The organism is Arthrobacter sp. NPDC058130 (genome assembly GCF_042884475.1).
GTDB lineage: Bacteria > Actinomycetota > Actinomycetes > Actinomycetales > Micrococcaceae > Arthrobacter.
On sequence record NZ_JBHVTV010000006.1, the window covers coordinates 113,127 to 129,575 of the forward strand.

17 protein-coding genes are annotated in these 16,449 nt (G+C 66.6%); 5 read left to right on the forward strand and 12 right to left on the reverse strand.

Features of this window, described 5'->3' with window-relative positions:
* Nucleotides 1–57: 57 nt before the first annotated feature.
* Entirely contained in the window at nt 58–525 is a 468-nt protein-coding gene (locus ACFVTM_RS12570) for an SRPBCC domain-containing protein (protein ID WP_390203797.1), read from the reverse strand.
* The gene (locus ACFVTM_RS12575) at nt 500–871 is read right to left on the reverse strand and encodes an ArsR/SmtB family transcription factor (protein WP_390203798.1); all 372 of its coding nucleotides are present in this window, start codon (nt 869–871) and stop codon (nt 500–502) included. Before ACFVTM_RS12575 ends, ACFVTM_RS12570 begins: the two co-directional genes overlap by 26 nt.
* A gap of 183 nt (nt 872–1,054) precedes the next feature.
* On the opposite strand from ACFVTM_RS12575, the gene ACFVTM_RS12580 reads away from it, so the two are divergent.
* Nucleotides 1,055–1,669, forward strand: a complete 615-nt coding sequence (locus ACFVTM_RS12580; RefSeq protein ID WP_390203799.1) for a hypothetical protein — start codon at nt 1,055–1,057, stop codon at nt 1,667–1,669.
* A 22-nt stretch (nt 1,670–1,691) separates the two neighbouring features.
* On the opposite strand, the gene ACFVTM_RS12585 is transcribed toward ACFVTM_RS12580, so the two are convergent.
* The 5 genes from ACFVTM_RS12585 to ACFVTM_RS12605 all read right to left on the reverse strand — a co-directional run bounded on the left by ACFVTM_RS12585 (nt 1,692) and on the right by ACFVTM_RS12605 (nt 6,141).
* The gene (locus ACFVTM_RS12585) at nt 1,692–2,072 is read right to left on the reverse strand and encodes a RidA family protein (protein ID WP_390203800.1); all 381 of its coding nucleotides are present in this window, start codon (nt 2,070–2,072) and stop codon (nt 1,692–1,694) included.
* Between the two features lie 72 nt (nt 2,073–2,144).
* Nucleotides 2,145–2,909 (reverse strand): amino acid ABC transporter ATP-binding protein, encoded by a 765-nt coding sequence (locus tag ACFVTM_RS12590; RefSeq protein ID WP_390203801.1) that lies wholly within the window; start codon nt 2,907–2,909, stop codon nt 2,145–2,147.
* Nucleotides 2,906–3,841 (reverse strand): amino acid ABC transporter permease, encoded by a 936-nt coding sequence (locus tag ACFVTM_RS12595; RefSeq protein ID WP_390203802.1) that lies wholly within the window; start codon nt 3,839–3,841, stop codon nt 2,906–2,908. Before ACFVTM_RS12595 ends, ACFVTM_RS12590 begins: the two co-directional genes overlap by 4 nt.
* A 12-nt stretch (nt 3,842–3,853) precedes the next feature.
* Complete coding sequence (locus ACFVTM_RS12600; RefSeq protein ID WP_390203803.1) at nt 3,854–4,813, reverse strand: ABC transporter substrate-binding protein; 960 nt, start codon at nt 4,811–4,813, stop codon at nt 3,854–3,856.
* Nucleotides 4,813–6,141 carry an alpha-hydroxy-acid oxidizing protein gene (locus ACFVTM_RS12605; RefSeq protein ID WP_390203804.1) on the reverse strand — a complete coding sequence of 443 codons (1,329 nt, stop codon included), beginning with the start codon at nt 6,139–6,141 and terminating at the stop codon, nt 4,813–4,815. Before ACFVTM_RS12605 ends, ACFVTM_RS12600 begins: the two co-directional genes overlap by 1 nt.
* A gap of 139 nt (nt 6,142–6,280) precedes the next feature.
* Between ACFVTM_RS12605 and ACFVTM_RS12610 the strand changes: the two genes are divergently transcribed.
* Nucleotides 6,281–7,954: a PucR family transcriptional regulator gene (locus ACFVTM_RS12610; RefSeq protein ID WP_390203805.1), complete on the forward strand. Its 1,674-nt coding sequence runs from the start codon at nt 6,281–6,283 to the stop codon at nt 7,952–7,954.
* Nucleotides 7,955–8,048: 94 nt separating this feature from the next.
* On the opposite strand, the gene ACFVTM_RS12615 is transcribed toward ACFVTM_RS12610, so the two are convergent.
* From ACFVTM_RS12615 to ACFVTM_RS12635, 5 genes are all read right to left on the reverse strand, one after another.
* A complete protein-coding gene (locus ACFVTM_RS12615) occupies nt 8,049–9,170 on the reverse strand; it encodes an NAD(P)/FAD-dependent oxidoreductase (protein WP_390203806.1) in 1,122 nt (373 codons plus the stop codon).
* A gap of 69 nt (nt 9,171–9,239) precedes the next feature.
* On the reverse strand, nt 9,240–10,295 hold the full coding sequence (locus ACFVTM_RS12620) for a Gfo/Idh/MocA family oxidoreductase (protein WP_390203807.1): 1,056 nt from the start codon (nt 10,293–10,295) through the stop codon (nt 9,240–9,242).
* Entirely contained in the window at nt 10,295–11,074 is a 780-nt protein-coding gene (locus tag ACFVTM_RS12625) for an amino acid ABC transporter ATP-binding protein (RefSeq protein ID WP_390203808.1), read from the reverse strand. The genes ACFVTM_RS12620 and ACFVTM_RS12625 overlap by 1 nt, the downstream gene beginning before the upstream one ends.
* Nucleotides 11,071–11,859, reverse strand: coding sequence for an amino acid ABC transporter permease (locus tag ACFVTM_RS12630; protein WP_390203809.1), 789 nt, complete (start codon nt 11,857–11,859; stop codon nt 11,071–11,073). The genes ACFVTM_RS12625 and ACFVTM_RS12630 overlap by 4 nt, the downstream gene beginning before the upstream one ends.
* A gap of 137 nt (nt 11,860–11,996) precedes the next feature.
* Nucleotides 11,997–12,860, reverse strand: a complete 864-nt coding sequence (locus ACFVTM_RS12635; protein ID WP_390203810.1) for an ABC transporter substrate-binding protein — start codon at nt 12,858–12,860, stop codon at nt 11,997–11,999.
* Nucleotides 12,861–13,048: 188 nt separating this feature from the next.
* Here ACFVTM_RS12635 and ACFVTM_RS12640 point away from each other — a divergent pair, with 188 nt between their 5' ends.
* The 3 genes from ACFVTM_RS12640 (at nt 13,049) to ACFVTM_RS12650 (ending at nt 16,193) form a co-directional block, all read left to right on the forward strand.
* On the forward strand, nt 13,049–14,131 hold the full coding sequence (locus tag ACFVTM_RS12640) for a LacI family DNA-binding transcriptional regulator (protein WP_390203811.1): 1,083 nt from the start codon (nt 13,049–13,051) through the stop codon (nt 14,129–14,131).
* 202 nt (nt 14,132–14,333) lie between these two features.
* Complete coding sequence (locus tag ACFVTM_RS12645) at nt 14,334–15,629, forward strand: cation:proton antiporter (RefSeq protein WP_390203812.1); 1,296 nt, start codon at nt 14,334–14,336, stop codon at nt 15,627–15,629.
* 360 nt (nt 15,630–15,989) lie between these two features.
* Complete coding sequence (locus tag ACFVTM_RS12650; RefSeq protein ID WP_390203813.1) at nt 15,990–16,193, forward strand: hypothetical protein; 204 nt, start codon at nt 15,990–15,992, stop codon at nt 16,191–16,193.
* Nucleotides 16,194–16,449: the final 256 nt, after the last annotated feature.

Genomic DNA, 16,449 nt, shown 5'->3' on the forward strand with positions numbered 1-16,449 from the left:
GCCGCCCGGCCTCCAGTGAAGCACCCAACTGAGGCGCCGCTTTTGAGGCGCCGGCCCCTAGGCCAGGACCTTGTCCAGTTTGGTGAACGAGGTGCCCCAGCCCTCGCGCGTCATGTCCAAAAATTCGGCGCTGCCGAACGGACCTTGGATGAGGTGCAGCCGGGTCCGGCCTCCCAGGTCCTCGAACTCAAGCCGCAGTTCGATCTGGGAGGTGGCGCCGACGTCGGGCTCCACCCGCTGGGTGGCCACCAGGAGCGACGGCGGGTGGAAAACGGAGATCACGGCGTCGATCGGCCCCTCCTTGGCGAGCCCATCCTCCTCCCAGACCATGACCAGCTGCCACGCGCCGCCGACGCGGGGCTCCACCACAATCCGGTCCCGCGGCGAGTCCACTCCCACGGGGCCGAACCAGGCGGCGAGCTGGTCCGGATCCGTGAAGGCCTTGAAGACCAGTTCGCGGGGAGCGTCGAACTCCCTGTTCATCGACAGGACGTGGGACTCATGGGCGTTCTGTTGCGTGTTCATTTCCTGGCTCCTGATTCTTGGGAACTTGCTGGATTTTTCGCAAATGCACATCGAGGCGGCTGAAGCTGGCATCCCAGAAGCGCCGGTACTCTTCCATATATTCGACAACCTCGCGGAGCGGCGCGGCCTCCAGTTTCGAGGAGCGCCACTGCGCATTCCGGCTCCGGGTGATCAGCCCGGCAGCCTCCAGGACCTTAAGGTGGCGGGAGATCGCGGGGAGGCTGATGTCAAAGGGCTCGGCCAGCTCATTCACGGTGGCTTCGCCCTCCGCCAGCCGGGCCAGGATGGCCCGGCGGGTGGGATCGGCGAGCGCCGAGAAGATGAGACTGAGCCGATCGGTTGCCACCGGGATGCGTCCTTCGTATTTAACATTTCTGCTAATTAACTGATGCGTTAAATATGAACCTGCAACAACCTCGCGTCAAGGGTTTTCCGCGCCGGCCGTCCTCCATTCGCCCTCTCGATTTCGGCGTCCGCCCGGACCATAATCGGAGCTATCCAGATAACGCTCTGCCGAGAGGAGCCGGCCGTGGCAACTTCAATCTTGCGGGCAGGGATGAGAGGTGCGGCCGCCGCCCTCACGCTGGGTGTAGTCCTGCTGACCACCGGATGTTCCTACGACAATCCAGCCGAAACCGCGAAGATCACACCTGCGACCCACGGGATCAACACCGTGGTGGGTTCGGTAAAGCTGGCTGACATGCTGATCCTCTCCCATGGAGCGGATCAGCCCGGACGAATCATCGGGACCGTTTTCAACACGTCCTCAAAGGACTCGACCGTCACGGTTTCGGGCGCTTCAGGGCCGCCCGTATCGATTCCGGTCAAGGCCAACGGCTACACTTCCCTGGCCCAACCACCGGCGATGATGCTGGACCCCACGGGGGGAGCCCCGGGCTCGATGGTCACGGTTAAGGTGAGCGAAGACGCCACGGGCACGTCGGCCGATGTGCAGCTTCCGGTCCTCGACTCGACGCTGACCGAATACCAGTCCTACATGCCCGCGGCGCCCGCATCCGGCACCCCCTCACCCACGCAATCCGGGGGCACAGCTTCGCCGGGCCCGACTGGGACCAGCCCATCCACCGCCAGCCCCGGCCCCAGTCCATCCACGTCCAGCCCCTCCCCCAGCCCCACCCCGTAGTCCCGGCTGCCGCCGGGGACCGCTAGGGAATGGCGGCGACGACGTCGATCTCGACCAGGAAGTCACCAAGGAACGATCCCACGGTGGTTCGCGCCGGGTAGGGGGTTTCGGCGAACTCTTGGTAGGTTGCGTTGAACCCGGCAAAGTCCCGGCCCGGATGGTGCAGGTGCACGGTTGCCTTGACCACGTGGGAAAAGTCCAGGGCGTGCGCACCGAGGACGGCTGCCAGATTCTTCATCGCCTGCACGGTTTGCTCTTCAATCGTGGTGCCGATGGTTTCGCCGGTGGCCGGATCGTGCGGCGTTTGGCCGGCAGTGTAGAGCAGGCCGTTGGCGGCGATGGCCTGGGAATAAGGCCCCGCCGGGCTGGGCGCGAGGTCGGTGCTGATCCGCTGTAGCGACATGGTGCTGTGTCCTTTCCTGGCGGCCGGCCTGCCGGCCGGCCCGAAATTGCTGATGGCTGGTTGGTGAGGGTCCTAGAGGACCTTGGACAGAAAGGCCTGCGTGCGTTCGTGTTGCGGGTTGTCCAGGACTTCGGAAGGAGGCCCGCTTTCGACGACGACTCCCTGGTCCATGAAGACCACCTGGTCGCTGACCTGGCGGGCGAAGGCGAGTTCGTGGGTGACCACCACCATCGTCATTCCGGCCTCGGCAAGGGACTTCATGACGTCGAGTACCTCGCCAACGAGCTCCGGGTCCAAGGCCGAGGTGGGCTCATCGAAGAGCATGAGCTTGGGCTTCATGGCCAGTGCCCGGGCGATCGCGACCCGCTGCTGCTGCCCGCCGGAGAGCTCCTGGGGATAGGAATGCCCCCGGTTGCCGAGCCCTACGCGGTCCAGCAGCGTCTGCGCCTCGGCTGTCACTTCGCTCCGGGGACGGCCCAGGACGCGGACTGGTGCTTCGACAATGTTCTCCAGCACGGTCATGTGCGGGAACAGGTTGAACCGTTGGAAGACCATTCCGGCGGCGCGTCGTGACCGTGCAGTCTGCCGCTCCTTCATTTCGTAGAGGCGTCCGTTGCGTTCGGCGTAGCCGACCAGTTGCTCGTCGACGTACAGCCGTCCGGCGTCGACCTTTTCCAGGTGGTTGATGCACCGCAGGAAGGTTGTCTTTCCGGAACCGGACGGGCCGATCAGGCAGGTCACCGAGCCGCGTTCTATCGTCAAATCGATGCCTTTGAGGATTTCCGTTGAGCCGAAGCTCTTGCGGACACCCTGGGCCTCCACCATTGCCGTGTTCATGATGCTGTCCTTGTCTTTGAACGGATCTTTGAACGGCGGGCCCGTCGCGGCGCCGCGTCGAAGCCGCGTCCGTAGCGCCGTTCAAGTTTGGTTTGGAAGAAGCTCAGGATGGTCGTCATCAGCAGGTACCAGAGGCTGGCGACGATGAGCAGCGGGATGGTTTGGTAGTTGTTGGAGTAGATGATCTGGGCCGAGTACAGCAGGTCCGAGATCGCCAGCACGCTGACCAGGGCCGTGCCCTTGAGCATGGAAATGACCTGGTTGCCGGTGGGCGGAAGGACCACACGCATCGCCTGGGGAAGGATGACCCGGCGCATAAGCTGGCTGCCGTTCATGCCCAGGGCCCGGGCGGCATCGTACTGGCCCTTGTCCACCGAGCCAATGCCGCCGCGGATAATCTCGGCCATGTAGGCGGCCTCGTTCAGGGACAGCCCCAGCAGCGCGGCGCCCAGCGGGGTGATGAGTACATTGGCCGATCCCAGGACCAGGGAGGGGCCGCCGAGGGGAAGGCCGAAGGCGATCACCGGATACAGGGCGGCGATGTTGTACCAGAAGATCAGCTGCACCAGCAGTGGTGTGCCACGGAAGAACCAGATGTAGCCCCGGCTGATGGTGTTCACGATCGGGTTGGCCGAGAGCCGCATGACCGCCAGGACGGTTCCCAGTGCGATGCCGACACTCATGGACACCACGGTCAGGAGGATGGTCAGCCCGGCCCCGGCGATGACCTGGGGCGCGAAGAGATAGGAGACGACGACGTCCCAGTGGTACCGCTGGTTCACCGCCACGTCCCAGGCGGCGCTGAGCGCGACCAGGATGAGGACGACGGCGGTCGCGAGCCGGAGCGGGTGCCTGAGCGGCACCACCGGGATGGAATCCGGCGCCGCCGGGGTGGTCTGGCGGGTGGCGGGGATGGCGTGTTGTTGCTGCATGGCTGTCACCTCCTATTGGGCGAAATTGACGCGGGCGTCGGTGATGGCGCTGGACTCAAGCCCGTATTTGCCGAGCACCTTGCGGTAGGAGTCGCTCTTGATGACCTCGGAGAGTGCGGCGGAGACGGATTTCACCAGGCCGGAGTCCTTGGGGATGCCCACACCGACCGGTGTGAAGTCGTATTTTGCGGCGATCTCGATCTGGGGATTCTGCGTGGCAGCGAAGTTCAGAATCGGCGAATCCGCCAGGACGGCATCCAGCCGGCCGCTGGACAGGGCGGAGATGGCCTGCCGCGTGTCCTGGAACTCGCTCCGCTGGATGGCGTCCTTGCCGGCCGCGGTGCAGGCCTTGTCGTAGTCGGGGACGTTGACCGTGAGCTGGTAGGACCCGGTCAGGAGACCGACCTTGCGGCCGCACAGGGAGTGTTGGTCGGTGATCCCCTGCGGGTTCGACTTCGCCACGGCAATGGAGTTGCCCATCTGCATGTAGTCAACGAAATCCAGGACCTTCATGCGCTTTTCGGTGGGGGTCATCGAGGAGACGGTCATGTCGTACCGGCCCGCGGCCATCCCGGGGATGATGGAGTCGAAATTGGCCACCTGGATCTCCACCTTCACTCCCAGGGCCTGGCCGAGGAGGCGTGCGATGTCCGGGTTGGTCCCGGTCATGTCCTGCGTTCCTTCGCGGTAGAACTGTGTCGGCGGCTCGTTGGTGGGGATGGCCACGCGGAGGACCTTCGTTGATTTGATCGAGTCGGGGAGCAGCTGCGCGGCGGCATCGTTGACCGCGAGGGCAGGGACTCCGGTGCCGGAACCGGCGGAGTCTCCCGACGCTGTCGACGGTGTCGATTGTGAGGTGGCCGTGCCCGGCGCGCAGCCGGTGGCCGCGAGCAGGAGAGCGGCCGTGGCCAGGACGGCGGGGATGCCGCGTGGAATGAGCTTCAGGGAAGCCGGCGCTGTGGGGGTTTTCATCAGGGGGTCCTCGTATCGGAGTAGGCCAGCTGGGCAGGCGGAAATTCGGCGGTAGGAGATTGGTTCGGGCGGAAGTCGGTGGGAAGGGCGCGCGTGAAGGCCTCGCTGCGGTGCCGGAGCAGGTCGCGGCCCTCGTCCCGCAGCTCTGGGATGGTGGATACCCCGAGCAGCATCATGGTGCGCGTCATTTCGGCGGCCATCAGCTTCAGGACGTGGGCAACGCCGGCCTGGCTGGCGGCGGCAAGCCCGTAGAGGTATGGGCGGCCGATTGCGCAGGCGTCGGCGCCGAGCGCGATGGCCTTGACGACGTCCGAGCCGCGGCGGATGCCGCCGTCGACGATGATTTCCATCCGGCCGGCCGTCATCTCGACGATGTCGGGCAGTACGTCCAGGGCCGAGGCCATGTGGTCCAGCTGCCTGCCGCCGTGGTTGCTGACCTGGACGGCGTCAATGCCGATCTCGGCCGCTCTGACGGCGTCCCTGGGATTGACGACGCCTTTGAGAATGATCGGACCGTCCCACCGCGCCCTCAGGTCCCGGATGTCGTCCCAGTCCGTCGGCTCGTAGGACCCCGCCAGCAGCGTCCGCCACATGTCCGGCGTGCTGGAAAGCGGGCCCTGAGGAATTTCCGCGTCCAGGTTCGGGAAGGCAATCGCGTCGTTGGCCAGGAAGCCCAGGGCCCACCGGGGGTGCAGTGCCCCTTCGATGACGGTTTTGGGTTTGATGGACGGCGGCGCGGTGAATCCGTTGCGGTAGTCGCGCTCCCTGTGGCCGATGGCCCGGCAGTCGACATTGACCACAAGGGCCTCGTAGCCGGCGTTTGAGACCCGGTCCAGGACAGCCTGCAGGAGGCCCTTGTCCGCCGTGGGCTCAAGGTTGAACCAGCGGCGCAGTCCGGGGGCCGCTGCGCTGACGTGCTCCATGGTGGTGGTGCTCAGGTGTGCCAGTCCGTAGGGCACGCCGGCGTCAAGGGCGGCGCGGGCGACGGCGGTCTCGCCGTCGGGATGGAACAACCTGGTGCCGCCGGTTGGGGACAGGGTCAGCGGCATCGCGACCCGGCCGCCCAGGAGGGTTGAGCTGAGGTCCAGGTGCTCCACCGACCCCCACTTCGGCAGGAAGGCCCAGTCTTCAAAGGACGACTGGTTGCGCCGCAGGGAGACCTCATCCTCGCCGCCGCCCTCGATGTAGTCGAACACGCTCCCGGGCAGGCGCTTGGCGGCCAGCTTCCGCATGTCTTCAACGCTGTAGCAGCGCCGCTGCAGCCGTTCCGCCACTGACCGGGCGGGTCCCTGGACCGCCGCCAGTGACTTGATGTCTTTGATTCTCATTAAGTGTCCTCATGTCTTGCGTGGATGGCCCGCGTGGAGCCGCGATCAATTTCGTCCCTCAATGGTGACGAAGATCTCATCCCGTCTGCATGTAGATTCCTCCAAAAGAATCAATTTTCACCTGTGATATCGTCCACATATGGACTCGGAACAGCCTGTTGTTGAGCTTGACCAGAACTCCGCGCTGGTCCGGCTGTCGGACTGCATCCAGCTCATGCAGGCCGGTCTGGTGCATGCGAATCCCGCCCCGGACAACCTCGCGCATCCCGTCTCGGACGTCCTCATGTACGACCCTATGGACGAATGGACGAGCATCGAGGACCGGATCATCCTCGCTGTCGGGCTAAGCTGCGGGTCGCCGGATTTTGACCAGCTGCTTCACCGGGCGTCGAACAGCAACGCGGCCGCGGTGATCGTCAAGGCGCACGGGGCGTCGCTGGAGCAGCTGCGTTCCGCCGCGGTCCGTCACAGCCTCGCGGTCCTCGTCGCACCGGACAACGCGGATTGGACGCGGCTGGTGGCACTGGCCAGGGCGTCGGTCATGGGTGCCGCCGTGGATTCCGTCTCGGGGGTCCGGCTTGGGGATCTCTACGCCTTCGCCAACGCCGCCGCTTCCATCACCAGTGGCGCGGCCAGCATCGTGGACCCCCTGGGACGGGTGCTTGGCTATTCGACCCTGCCGGGCCAGCCGATCGACGAGTTGCGCCGGGTCACCACGCTGTCCTTGCAGGAGATCAAGCCGCCTGCCTTCGATGCGGATTTCAAGATCGTCTATGCGTCCGCGGGCGCGGTGCTGATCCCGGCAGCGGATGGTGAGATGGCCCGGCTGGCCCTTGCCGTAAGGGCCGGCGGTGAGCTGCTTGGTTCGATCTGGATCATCGACCCGGGCGAGAGCAAACGGGAAGCTGCCCTGGAGGCACTCACCAGGATGGCGCCGCTGGCGGGGCTGCACATGCTCCACGCTCGTTCAGCGTCCGACTTTGGCGAACGCCGGAACGGGGATTTGATCCGCACGCTTTTGGACGACACCGTCCACGCGTCCTTTGCCGCAGCGCAGCTGGGGCTCGATGCAGCCCAGGGACTCGCGGTCGCGGCTTTTTCCATCAACCGGCCCGAATCCGGGAGCCTGGAGTCTGTACGGGAAATTCATCGGCTGCTGCAGCTCGTCACGACGGTTTGCAACATCCAGTTCAACATGAGCCACAGCGCCCTCATCGGCTCGGTGGTGTATGCGCTCTTGCCCTGCGGGGGAACAAGCCCGAGGACCGCGCACCGGCGCGTGGCCCAGGAGATCGGGGCGTACGCGCACACGATCAGTTCTTACCCGATCGTCGCCGCCGTCGGAGGCGTCGCTCCCAGGCTCGAGGACCTGCCGCGATCCCGATCTGAAGCACTGCAAACGCAACAGTATCTGCTTCACGGGCACGCGGGCGAGCGCGGCAACAAGGGTGCGCAGGCCTCCGCTGCCGGGCTTTTCGAGGACCATCGGATCCCGCTGAACCTGTTGAAAGTCGGGGCATTCATCGACGACAACGGGCTTGCGGATCTCGATGAGATCGCCAGGATCCAAGCCCACGACGCCGAACAGCAAACCGACTATCTGGAGACCCTCCGGGCCTACCTCACGTCAAACGGAAACATCTCCGCGATGGCGGCACGCCTGCACGTGCACAACAACACCGTCCGTTATCGCGTGGCCCGCCTGGCCAAGGACTTTGACCTCGATCTGGACGACCCGCAGAAGCGGCTCTGGCTGTGGCTGCGCCTGACGACCATGGAGCTGGCTCCTACGGCGACACCAATGGGGCCGTAGTAGGGCGCACGCCCTCATACCAGCCAAAAGAAGGCAGGATCCGGCGAACGCCGGATCCTGCCTGCTTTTGGGGTGACTCGGAGGTGGTTGCTACTTATGAGAAGCGTCCCGGCCGGAAGGTGGCCAGCATCGGGTGCTTGGCGCCGGTCATGATCTCGCCCGCGAGGAGTTCGCCGGCGATGAGGCCGAGGGTGGCCCCGGAGTGGGTGAAGGCCAGGAAGCAGCCGGGCACTTGGCCGAGTTCGCCGAGGACAGGTTCGCCGTCGCCGGGGATGGGCTTGTAGCCGATTTTCCAGGACGCCGGCTTGAGTTCAGGGTTGCCGGCGATGAGCTTTGATGCCTCATCGGCGAGTTCCTGGACCACTTCGTCGGGGATGCTGAAGGAGCCGTCGGCATGTTCGCTGATGCTCTCTTCGTACCAGTCGTGGTCCAGCGCAAACGTGCCGCCGGGGTTGGGCCGCACGGCGGCCCGCGGGGTGTTCATCACGGCCTTCACCTCGTGGTCCACCGGCTTGGTCAGCACCAGCATGGAGACCGGCGAACCGTTGGGGATCTCGACGCCGAGGGGGGCGACGACGGCGGGCGTCGCGGCACCGCACGCCACGAGCACCGCGTCCGCCGGGTAGGTCTCGCCTGCGGCCGTCTCGACGCCGGTGGCCCGGCCGCCGTCGACCGTGACGGACGCCTTGCCGGCGTTGAGCACCAGTTCGCCGCCCAGGGCGTGGAATTCCTCCATCAGGAAGTCCACCAGGTCGGGCAGGCTGACCCAGCCTTCACCGGGGTTGAAGATGGCGTTTTCCGGCACGGCGCCCGGGTCGATGCCGGGGGTGGCAGAGGCAATCAGTTCCGGCGCCAGGAGCTTGGAATCGTAGCCGATGGATTTCTCGTACTCGTGGCGGGCTTCGGTGGCAGAGGCTTCTCCGGCGGCGTTCCACATGAGGCCGCCGCCGAACTGCAGCCAGTCCCGGCCCGAGTCGGCGGCAAAGAGGGTGCGGTAGCGGTCCACGCCGGCAACCCGGAGCTGGTGGTAGGCGGTGGAGCGTTCTCCGGCGGAATTCAGCCACGACAGCGAACGGCCGCTGGCCTCGCTGGCCAGGCCGCGCTCGGTCAGGAGGACCACCGAGGCACCGCCGCGGAGCAGGTGGACGGCGGTGGAGACTCCGAGGATGCCGCCGCCGATGACGGCGACGCGTTTGGTTGAGGCGGTGGAGGACATGGGTCTGCCTTTTCTTTCGTAGGGGGTGCTTGAGGGCGCGCGCCGCGACGCCGAAGGAGCGCTGTGCGGCTATGCCAGGGCGTGGATTTTTTCGATGACCGCCAGGACTTCGAGTGATTCTGCGGGGTCAACCGGGAGCGGGCCCTGGCCCCGGAGCGCGGCCGCGAGCCTGGTGTAGAACGCGGGATACGCGCCGGGTTCCGGCACGATTGGCTGCCGGTCTCCGTCGACACCCAAGGTCCCCCAATGGGTTTGGGGGTCAGCTCCGTAGGCGGGGTCCGACGGCGTCATGCCGGCGGCGAGGGCTGGCTCCTGGCTGTCCAGGCCCCACTTCATGTAGCCGGCTTCGGAGCCCAGGACGTGGAAGCGCGGGCCGACCTGGGCCGCCATGCCGTTCATCCACAGCCGGGACCGGACCCCGGATTCATGGAGCAGGGACACGAAGGCCTCGGTGTCGGCTCCGTCCGGGTCCGGGCCGTGGGTGGCGGTCTCCCCGTGGCTTGCCGCCACCGGGCCGAAAAGCTGGATGGCCTGGTCGATCAGGTGGGCGCCGAGGTCGTTGAGGATGCCGCCGCCCGCCGCGACCGCCGCAGTGTCGCGCCAGTTCCCGAAGCCCTCGGGCCGCCACCACTCAAAGCGGGACTCGAAGGTGCGGACCTCACCAAGCGCCCCTTCCGTGAGGAGCTTTTGGAGCGTCAGGAAGTCGGCGTCCCACCGGCGGTTCTGGAAGACCGTGAGCTGCACGCCGGCGTCGGACGCCCGGGACATGAGCTCCTTGCCGTGGGTTGACGTCGTGACGAACGGCTTGTCCACCACCACGTGCAGGCCGCGGGCGATGGCCGACGCGGCGAGATCGAAGTGCGTCAGCGGAGGCGTGCCGAGGACAACGAGATCCAGCTCCCCGGCCAGCGCGAACATGGCCTCCGGGGTCGGGACGACCCGGGCGTGCGGGTAGCGGCTTGCCGCCTCGGCGGCGCGGTCCGGATCCGCGGTGACAATGACGTCCAGCGAGTAGTCTGGAGCAGCCCCGATCAGCGGTGCGTGGAAGACTTTGCCCGAGATGCCGAAACCGACGACGGCGGTGCGGATGGGTGCCGCGGCATCGGACCCCTTCAAAGTCCCCATCAGAGCACTTCCGAAAGGAAGCGCTGAAGGCGTTCGCTTTGGGGGTTGTCGAAGAGGTCGGCCGGCGTGCCGGACTCGACAACTTCGCCTTCGTCCATGAAGACCACCTGGTCGGCGACCTTGCGGGCGAAGCCCATCTCGTGCGTGACCACCAGCATGGTCATGCCCCGGCGGCCCAGGCCTGCCATGAGGTTCAGGACCCCCTTGACCAGCTCCGGGTCCAGCGCGCTGGTGGCCTCGTCGAAGAGCATGACCTCCGGTTCCATGGCCAGGGCGCGGGCGATTGCGACGCGCTGCTGCTGTCCGCCGGAGAGGTCCCGCGGCCGGTGGTCGGCACGTTCGGCGAGGCCCACCTCGGCGAGGCGGCGGCGGGCACGTTCCCTGGCCTCGGCCTTGGACATCCCCTTGACGCTCCACAGTGCCAATGCCACGTTCTCGAGGGCGGTGTGGTCCGGAAAGAGGTTGAAGTGCTGGAACACCATGCCGATGCGGGCACGCAGGACATCCGGTTTGACCTGGAGCGCACTCTCGCCGGCGAGAAGCACGTCCCCGCTCCTGGGCTCGTGCAGGCGGTTGACCCCGCGAAGGAGGGTGGACTTGCCGGAGCCGGAGGGCCCGATGATGCAGGTGGTGGTGCCCGGGGCGACAGTCAGGCTGACGTTGCGGAGCACGTCGATGTCGCCGTAGGCCATGGTCAGGTTATTCAGTTCCAGGCTGGACCCGTGGAAGGTCTCGATGTCCGGGACTGTGCTTTTAGTGTTGGTGCTTGCGAGGTTCACGTGTTGCTCCCGGTGGTCAGCGGCGAGGCCGCGTCGAGTTCTTTGACTTCCTTCAGCCCGCTGCTTGGTGCGGCGGGGCGGCGCCGGCCGGTCCGGAAGCGGTTGTCGAAGTAGTTGACCAGGTGGGTCAGGGGAACCGTGATCACCAGGTAGAAGATGCCGGCCATGACCAGGGGCGAGAGGTTGCCGGAGAGTACCGCGGCGTCCTGGCCCACCCGGAAGAGTTCCCGTTCGCTGACCAGCAGGCCCAGGAAGTAGACCAGCGAGGAGTCCTTGACGATCGCGATGAACTGGTTCACCAGGGCCGGCAGGACCCGGCGGACGCCTTGCGGGACGACCACCAGAGCCATGGATTTCGCGTAGCTCATGCCCAGCGCGCGGCACGCCTCGCCCTGGCCCTTGTCCACGCTCTGGATGCCTGCACGGAAGATTTCGCCGATGTAGGCGCTGGCAATCAGGCTCAGCGCAATGATCCCCAGCGGGTAGGGCGAGGGGCCGAAGATGGACTGGCTGAAACGGGCGAATCCCTGACCGATCAGCAGGATGGTCAGGATGGCCGGGAGCCCGCGAAACAGGTCTGTGTAGATCCGGGCCGGGACCCGGAGCCACCTGGAGGGCGAGATCCCCATGACCGCGACGATCATGCCGAGGACAACGCCGATAATCGTCGCTGCAATGGAAATGATGAGGGTGTTTAGAAGGCCGACCCCCAGCAGTTGGGGCAGGACCTCGGCCATTGCGCCGAAGTCGAAGAAAGTGCGGGTGATGGTGCTTAACCAGTCCATGGTTGCTCTCAGACGTAGGTAGCTTGTGGATCCCGGGCGGGCCGCGGAGTGCGGCCCGCCCGGTCAGTCGGTGGCCAGGTCAGGTGCCGGGCGCGTGTGCCTTGCGGTGCATATGGGCCGTTTACTTGCTGGGCCGTTTACTTGCTCGGCGTGGGCGTTGCAGTCCGCTCGGCCTTCGGCAGGTACTGCTCGGGCATCGGGGAGCCCGGGAACCACTTCTCGTAGAGCCTCTTCCACGTGCCGTCTTCCATGGCTGCTGCCAGGCCCTTGTTGAGGGCGTCCTTGAAGGCGGTCTTGCCCTTGGCCACGGCGAAGCCGGCGGGAGCATCGAAGGACGGGATGTCCGCGGCGCTGACCAGTCCGTACTGAGTCTGGTAGGCCTTGGCGGCCTCGTAGTCCAGGAAGTGCGCATCGACGGATCCGCTGTTCACCGCGGAAATTGCGGTGTTGTTGTCCGGGAAGCGCACCAGGCTCGCGGAGGTGAAGTTCTTGACGGCGTACGCCTCCTGCAGCGTTCCCTGCACGACGCCCAGGCGCTTTCCGGCGAGCCCGTCGGCGCTTGTAATGCCGGAGGTCTTCGTGGTGATGACGGTCAGGTAGCCGGCCAGGTAGCCATCAGAGAAGTCAACGGTCTGCTTGCGCTTGTCAGTGATGCCGATCGCAGCAACGCCGGCGTCGAACTGGCCGTTGGAGACGGCCGCGAGCAGCCCGGAGAAGTCCTGTCCGGTGAAGACAACCTTGTCCACTCCGGCGCGGTGGGCGACGTCCTTGAAGAGTTCGACGTCGAAGCCGGTGAAGTTACCCTGGGCGTCGGCGAAGGTGTAGGGCTTCGAGTCACCCAGGCTGGCTACGCGAATGGTGCCTGACTCAATCAGTCCGTAGGGGTTGTCCGCCGGGGCGGACTGGGCGGAAGGGGATCCTCCGCAGCCGGACAATGCCAGGACCGCGGCAACAGCGGCGGCGACGAGCGCCCCCGGGCGCAATTTCTTTCCTGTGTTCACAGCGTTTTCCAATCGTGGGAGTGAGGGGCGGGCTAGGCGGGTGGTGAGCCCCCGCGGTGCGGGACTGTCGATGCAGGGCCTTGCTGAGTCCGGTCTCAGTCCCTAGGATTGAGACCGGACTCACATCGATTGCTAGAAATGTAATCGAAGCCACATGGGGCGTCAAGGGTCCGCGACGAAAGGCCGTAATGAATAGTGATGCTTCCCGACGCCGCGACGTCACTGTCGCCGACGTCGCACGAGCCGCGCAGGTTTCCAAGGCCCAGGCGGCCCGCGCCCTGGGCAACTACGGCGCCGTGAGCGACGACGTGCGCGAGCGGGTGCTGGCTGCCGCCGAAGAGCTGGACTACCGGCCCAACGAGCTCGCCCGCAGCATGAACACGGGAAAATCGCACACCATCGGAGTGGTGGTCGGTGACATCGAAAACCCGCATTTTGGCCTGGCCACACGCGGCATCACGGACACCGCCAAGCGCAGCGGCTTCAACGTCATCCTGATCAACACGGATGAGGACACCGAGGCGGAAATCGACGCCGTCGGAGTGCTCCTGGACAAGCGCGTTGACGGCCTGATCGTGGCGCCGGCGTCATCGGCGGAAACGCAACACTTACGGCGCGTCCACGAAGCCGGGCGTCCGCTGGTGCTTCTGGACCGCAAGGCAGCGGGGCTCGACGTCGACACGGTGGCCGTGGACATGGAGGACATCTCGCATGAATCCACCAGCTACCTGATCGCGTCCGGCCACCGCAGGATCGCCTTCGTCTCGACGCTCAAGACAGCCGGACCCTACTTCGACGGCATGGAGCTGGACTCGTCGCAGATCTCGGACCGGCGCGACGGCCTGAAACGCGCGTTCGATGAGGCGGGTCTGGACCTGCCCGTCGACCTGATCCGCCTGAACGCCGGCGACAGCGAGTCGATCAGGAAGATCACCCGCGAGCTGCTGCAGCGCCCGGACCCGGCGACGGCAATCATCGCCTCCGACGGGCTGATCGGCCTCAGCGTCGTCGAGGCCATCCAGGAGCTGGGCCTCTTGATTCCGGATGATGTTTCCTTCCTCATGTATGACGACTTCGCCTGGACGCGCCTGACCACTCCCCCGCTCACCGTCATCGCGCAGCCCGTGTATGACATGGGCGTAGCAGCTGCGTCGGCCCTGATCCGGCAGATCGAGGGCCGCAAGGCACCTGCGGCCGCGCCGACGTTCACGGCCGAGCTGATCCGCCGCGGCTCGGTCGCGGCCCCGCGGGCGGCCAGCGCCGGCGGCTGACCCGCCCGAGGGTTGCGGTCCGAGCCCCGGGCTGCGGGACAGGGCTTAGTTCTCTGGCGCGGAATCGCGTCGAGGGATTGAGTGGGCTGTAGGTCTAGCAAATATGCGGCGGAGGGAGCGTGGTCCCTGTGGGCGGACGGGTCCGGCTGCTGGAACCGGACAGCCCCCGCCCGGGTCCCGTGGAAGCGAGCATGAATCCGTCATGGAGCTGACCGTCATCGTTCTCATTACCGCCGCCCTGTTCGCGTGGGCGCTGGTTTCGGTGCGGCTGCAGCAGGCGGATCTGACCGCGCCCATCGTGTTCACCGCCCTCGGCGCGGCCATGGCCTGGTTCGGGCTGATCGACGGCTCCTCACCCCCGGCGGGTATCACCCCGGTTGTCGAGATCACCCTGGTGTGGGTGCTCTTCTCCGACGCCGCCCGCCTGCCCCTCCAACAATTGCGCCAGGACGTGGGCCGCTATGTGCGGCTGCTGGGAGTCGGCCTGCCCCTGACGATTTTGTTCGGGTGGGCCCTGGCCGCCTGGTTCTTTCCCCAGTTCGGGTTCTGGCTGGCCCTCCTCGTCGGCGCGGCGCTGGCCCCCACCGACGCCGCCCTCGGAATCCCCGTGGTGACGAATCCGGCGGTGCCGTCCCGGATCCGCCAGCTGATCACGGTCGAGAGTGGCCTCAATGACGGCATCGCCACCCCGGTGGTCATGCTCGCGATCGCCGGGGCGGCTGCCGCAGCGGGCCTGGAAAATGCCGCCGGCCCCGGCAGCGCGGCCGTCGAGTTGCTCGTCGGCGCGGGCGTCGGTGCACTGATCGGCGCCGCGGGCGGATGGCTGCTGCAGCTGGCCCGCCAGCGCGGGACCGGCGCCGAGGACTTTGCCGGCATCGGGGTCCTCGCCCTGAGCCTGCTCGCCTACAGCGCCGCCCTCGCCGTGGGAGGCAACGGATTCGTCGCCGCGTTCTGCGGCGGGCTGGCATTCGGCACGTGCGCCGGCCAACGGGCCCCGGCCGAGCTGGTCTTCGTCGAGCAGATGGGCGGCCTGGTGTCGCTGCTGGTGTGGCTGGCCTTCGGAGCCATCACCATTCCGATCATGCTGGCGCACTCCCTCCCGCTGACCATCGCGTATGCCGTGCTCAGCCTCACAGTGGTGCGCATGCTGCCGGTGGCCCTGGCTTCGATTGGCGCCGGCCTGAGCCGGTCCACCGTCCTGTTCGTGGGGTGGTTCGGTCCGCGCGGCCTGGCCTCCCTTGTGTTCGCGCTGCTGGCACTGGAAGCCCTTGGCCCCGTGGCCGATCAGGCTGTCGCCGTCATCGCGGCCACCGTACTGCTCAGCGTCCTGGCCCATGGCGTCACCGCCGCGCCGCTGGCCGCCCGCTACGGACGGTCCGCCGCCGCGGCCGGACCGGAGCCCGGCGGGCCGGTGCAGGTTACCCCCGCTCCCGCCCGGGGCCTGAGCCGCAAGCACACGCCCACGCCGCTCCGTCGGCGGAACCGGGCCCGGCCCTGATCGGCGCCCTGCCGGGGCCGCCGTCGTCGTTCGCACATCGCCGGACGCCTCAGCCCGCAACGCCTGTGATGAGTCTCACGCGCAATTTTCGCCATCTGGCTTGAGCCGCCCGCGCGGCGCTGTGCACTATGGAAAGGCAAGGTGGGGAACCCGATTTCCCGCCGACGCAGCCCCGACGTTCCCTCTGACGCTCCGCGTCCGCAGTGAACCACGGGCACCCATCCTGGTGGACGCAATGAGGCCATACCGGTGAGCTCGCAGAGCTGCCCAAGGTCTCAGGCGTTCCTGGTTTGGCCCCACGGCGGCTCCGCATCGGTGCGGCAGCCGGACATCCGGATTCATGAATGGAAGCACTGAACAATGACGTTTGAAACTGCCACCTCTGTAACCCACAAGCTCTGGGACCGCTCCACCATGCACCACGAGCTCGACGCCCTGGTCCACGAGCTCTCCGAGCGCCACAACACCTCCAAGAACAACATCGCGGTCCACGCCAGCGGACCCGGCACCTTCACGCTCAGCCTGAACCACGGGGCAGCAAACCTTGAGGCAGTTTCCTCCTAGCAATCACAACGACGACGGCGGGAGCCACCTCCCGCCGTCGTCCTTGCTAACCACTCTCCCGCGGGCCACGGTCCCGCCAAACAGTTGCCAGCAGATCAACCGCCGCCCGGCCCACGGACATGCCCAGCCGGAGCTCGCTCCCAGCAATGGTGGCGGCGCAGACCAGGCAACGAACTGATCCCCGCACTGCAGCGCGTGAGGATATCCGCGCCCCGCACGCCCTCGGAATTCATCAGCGCCACCTGTTCCAGGCCAG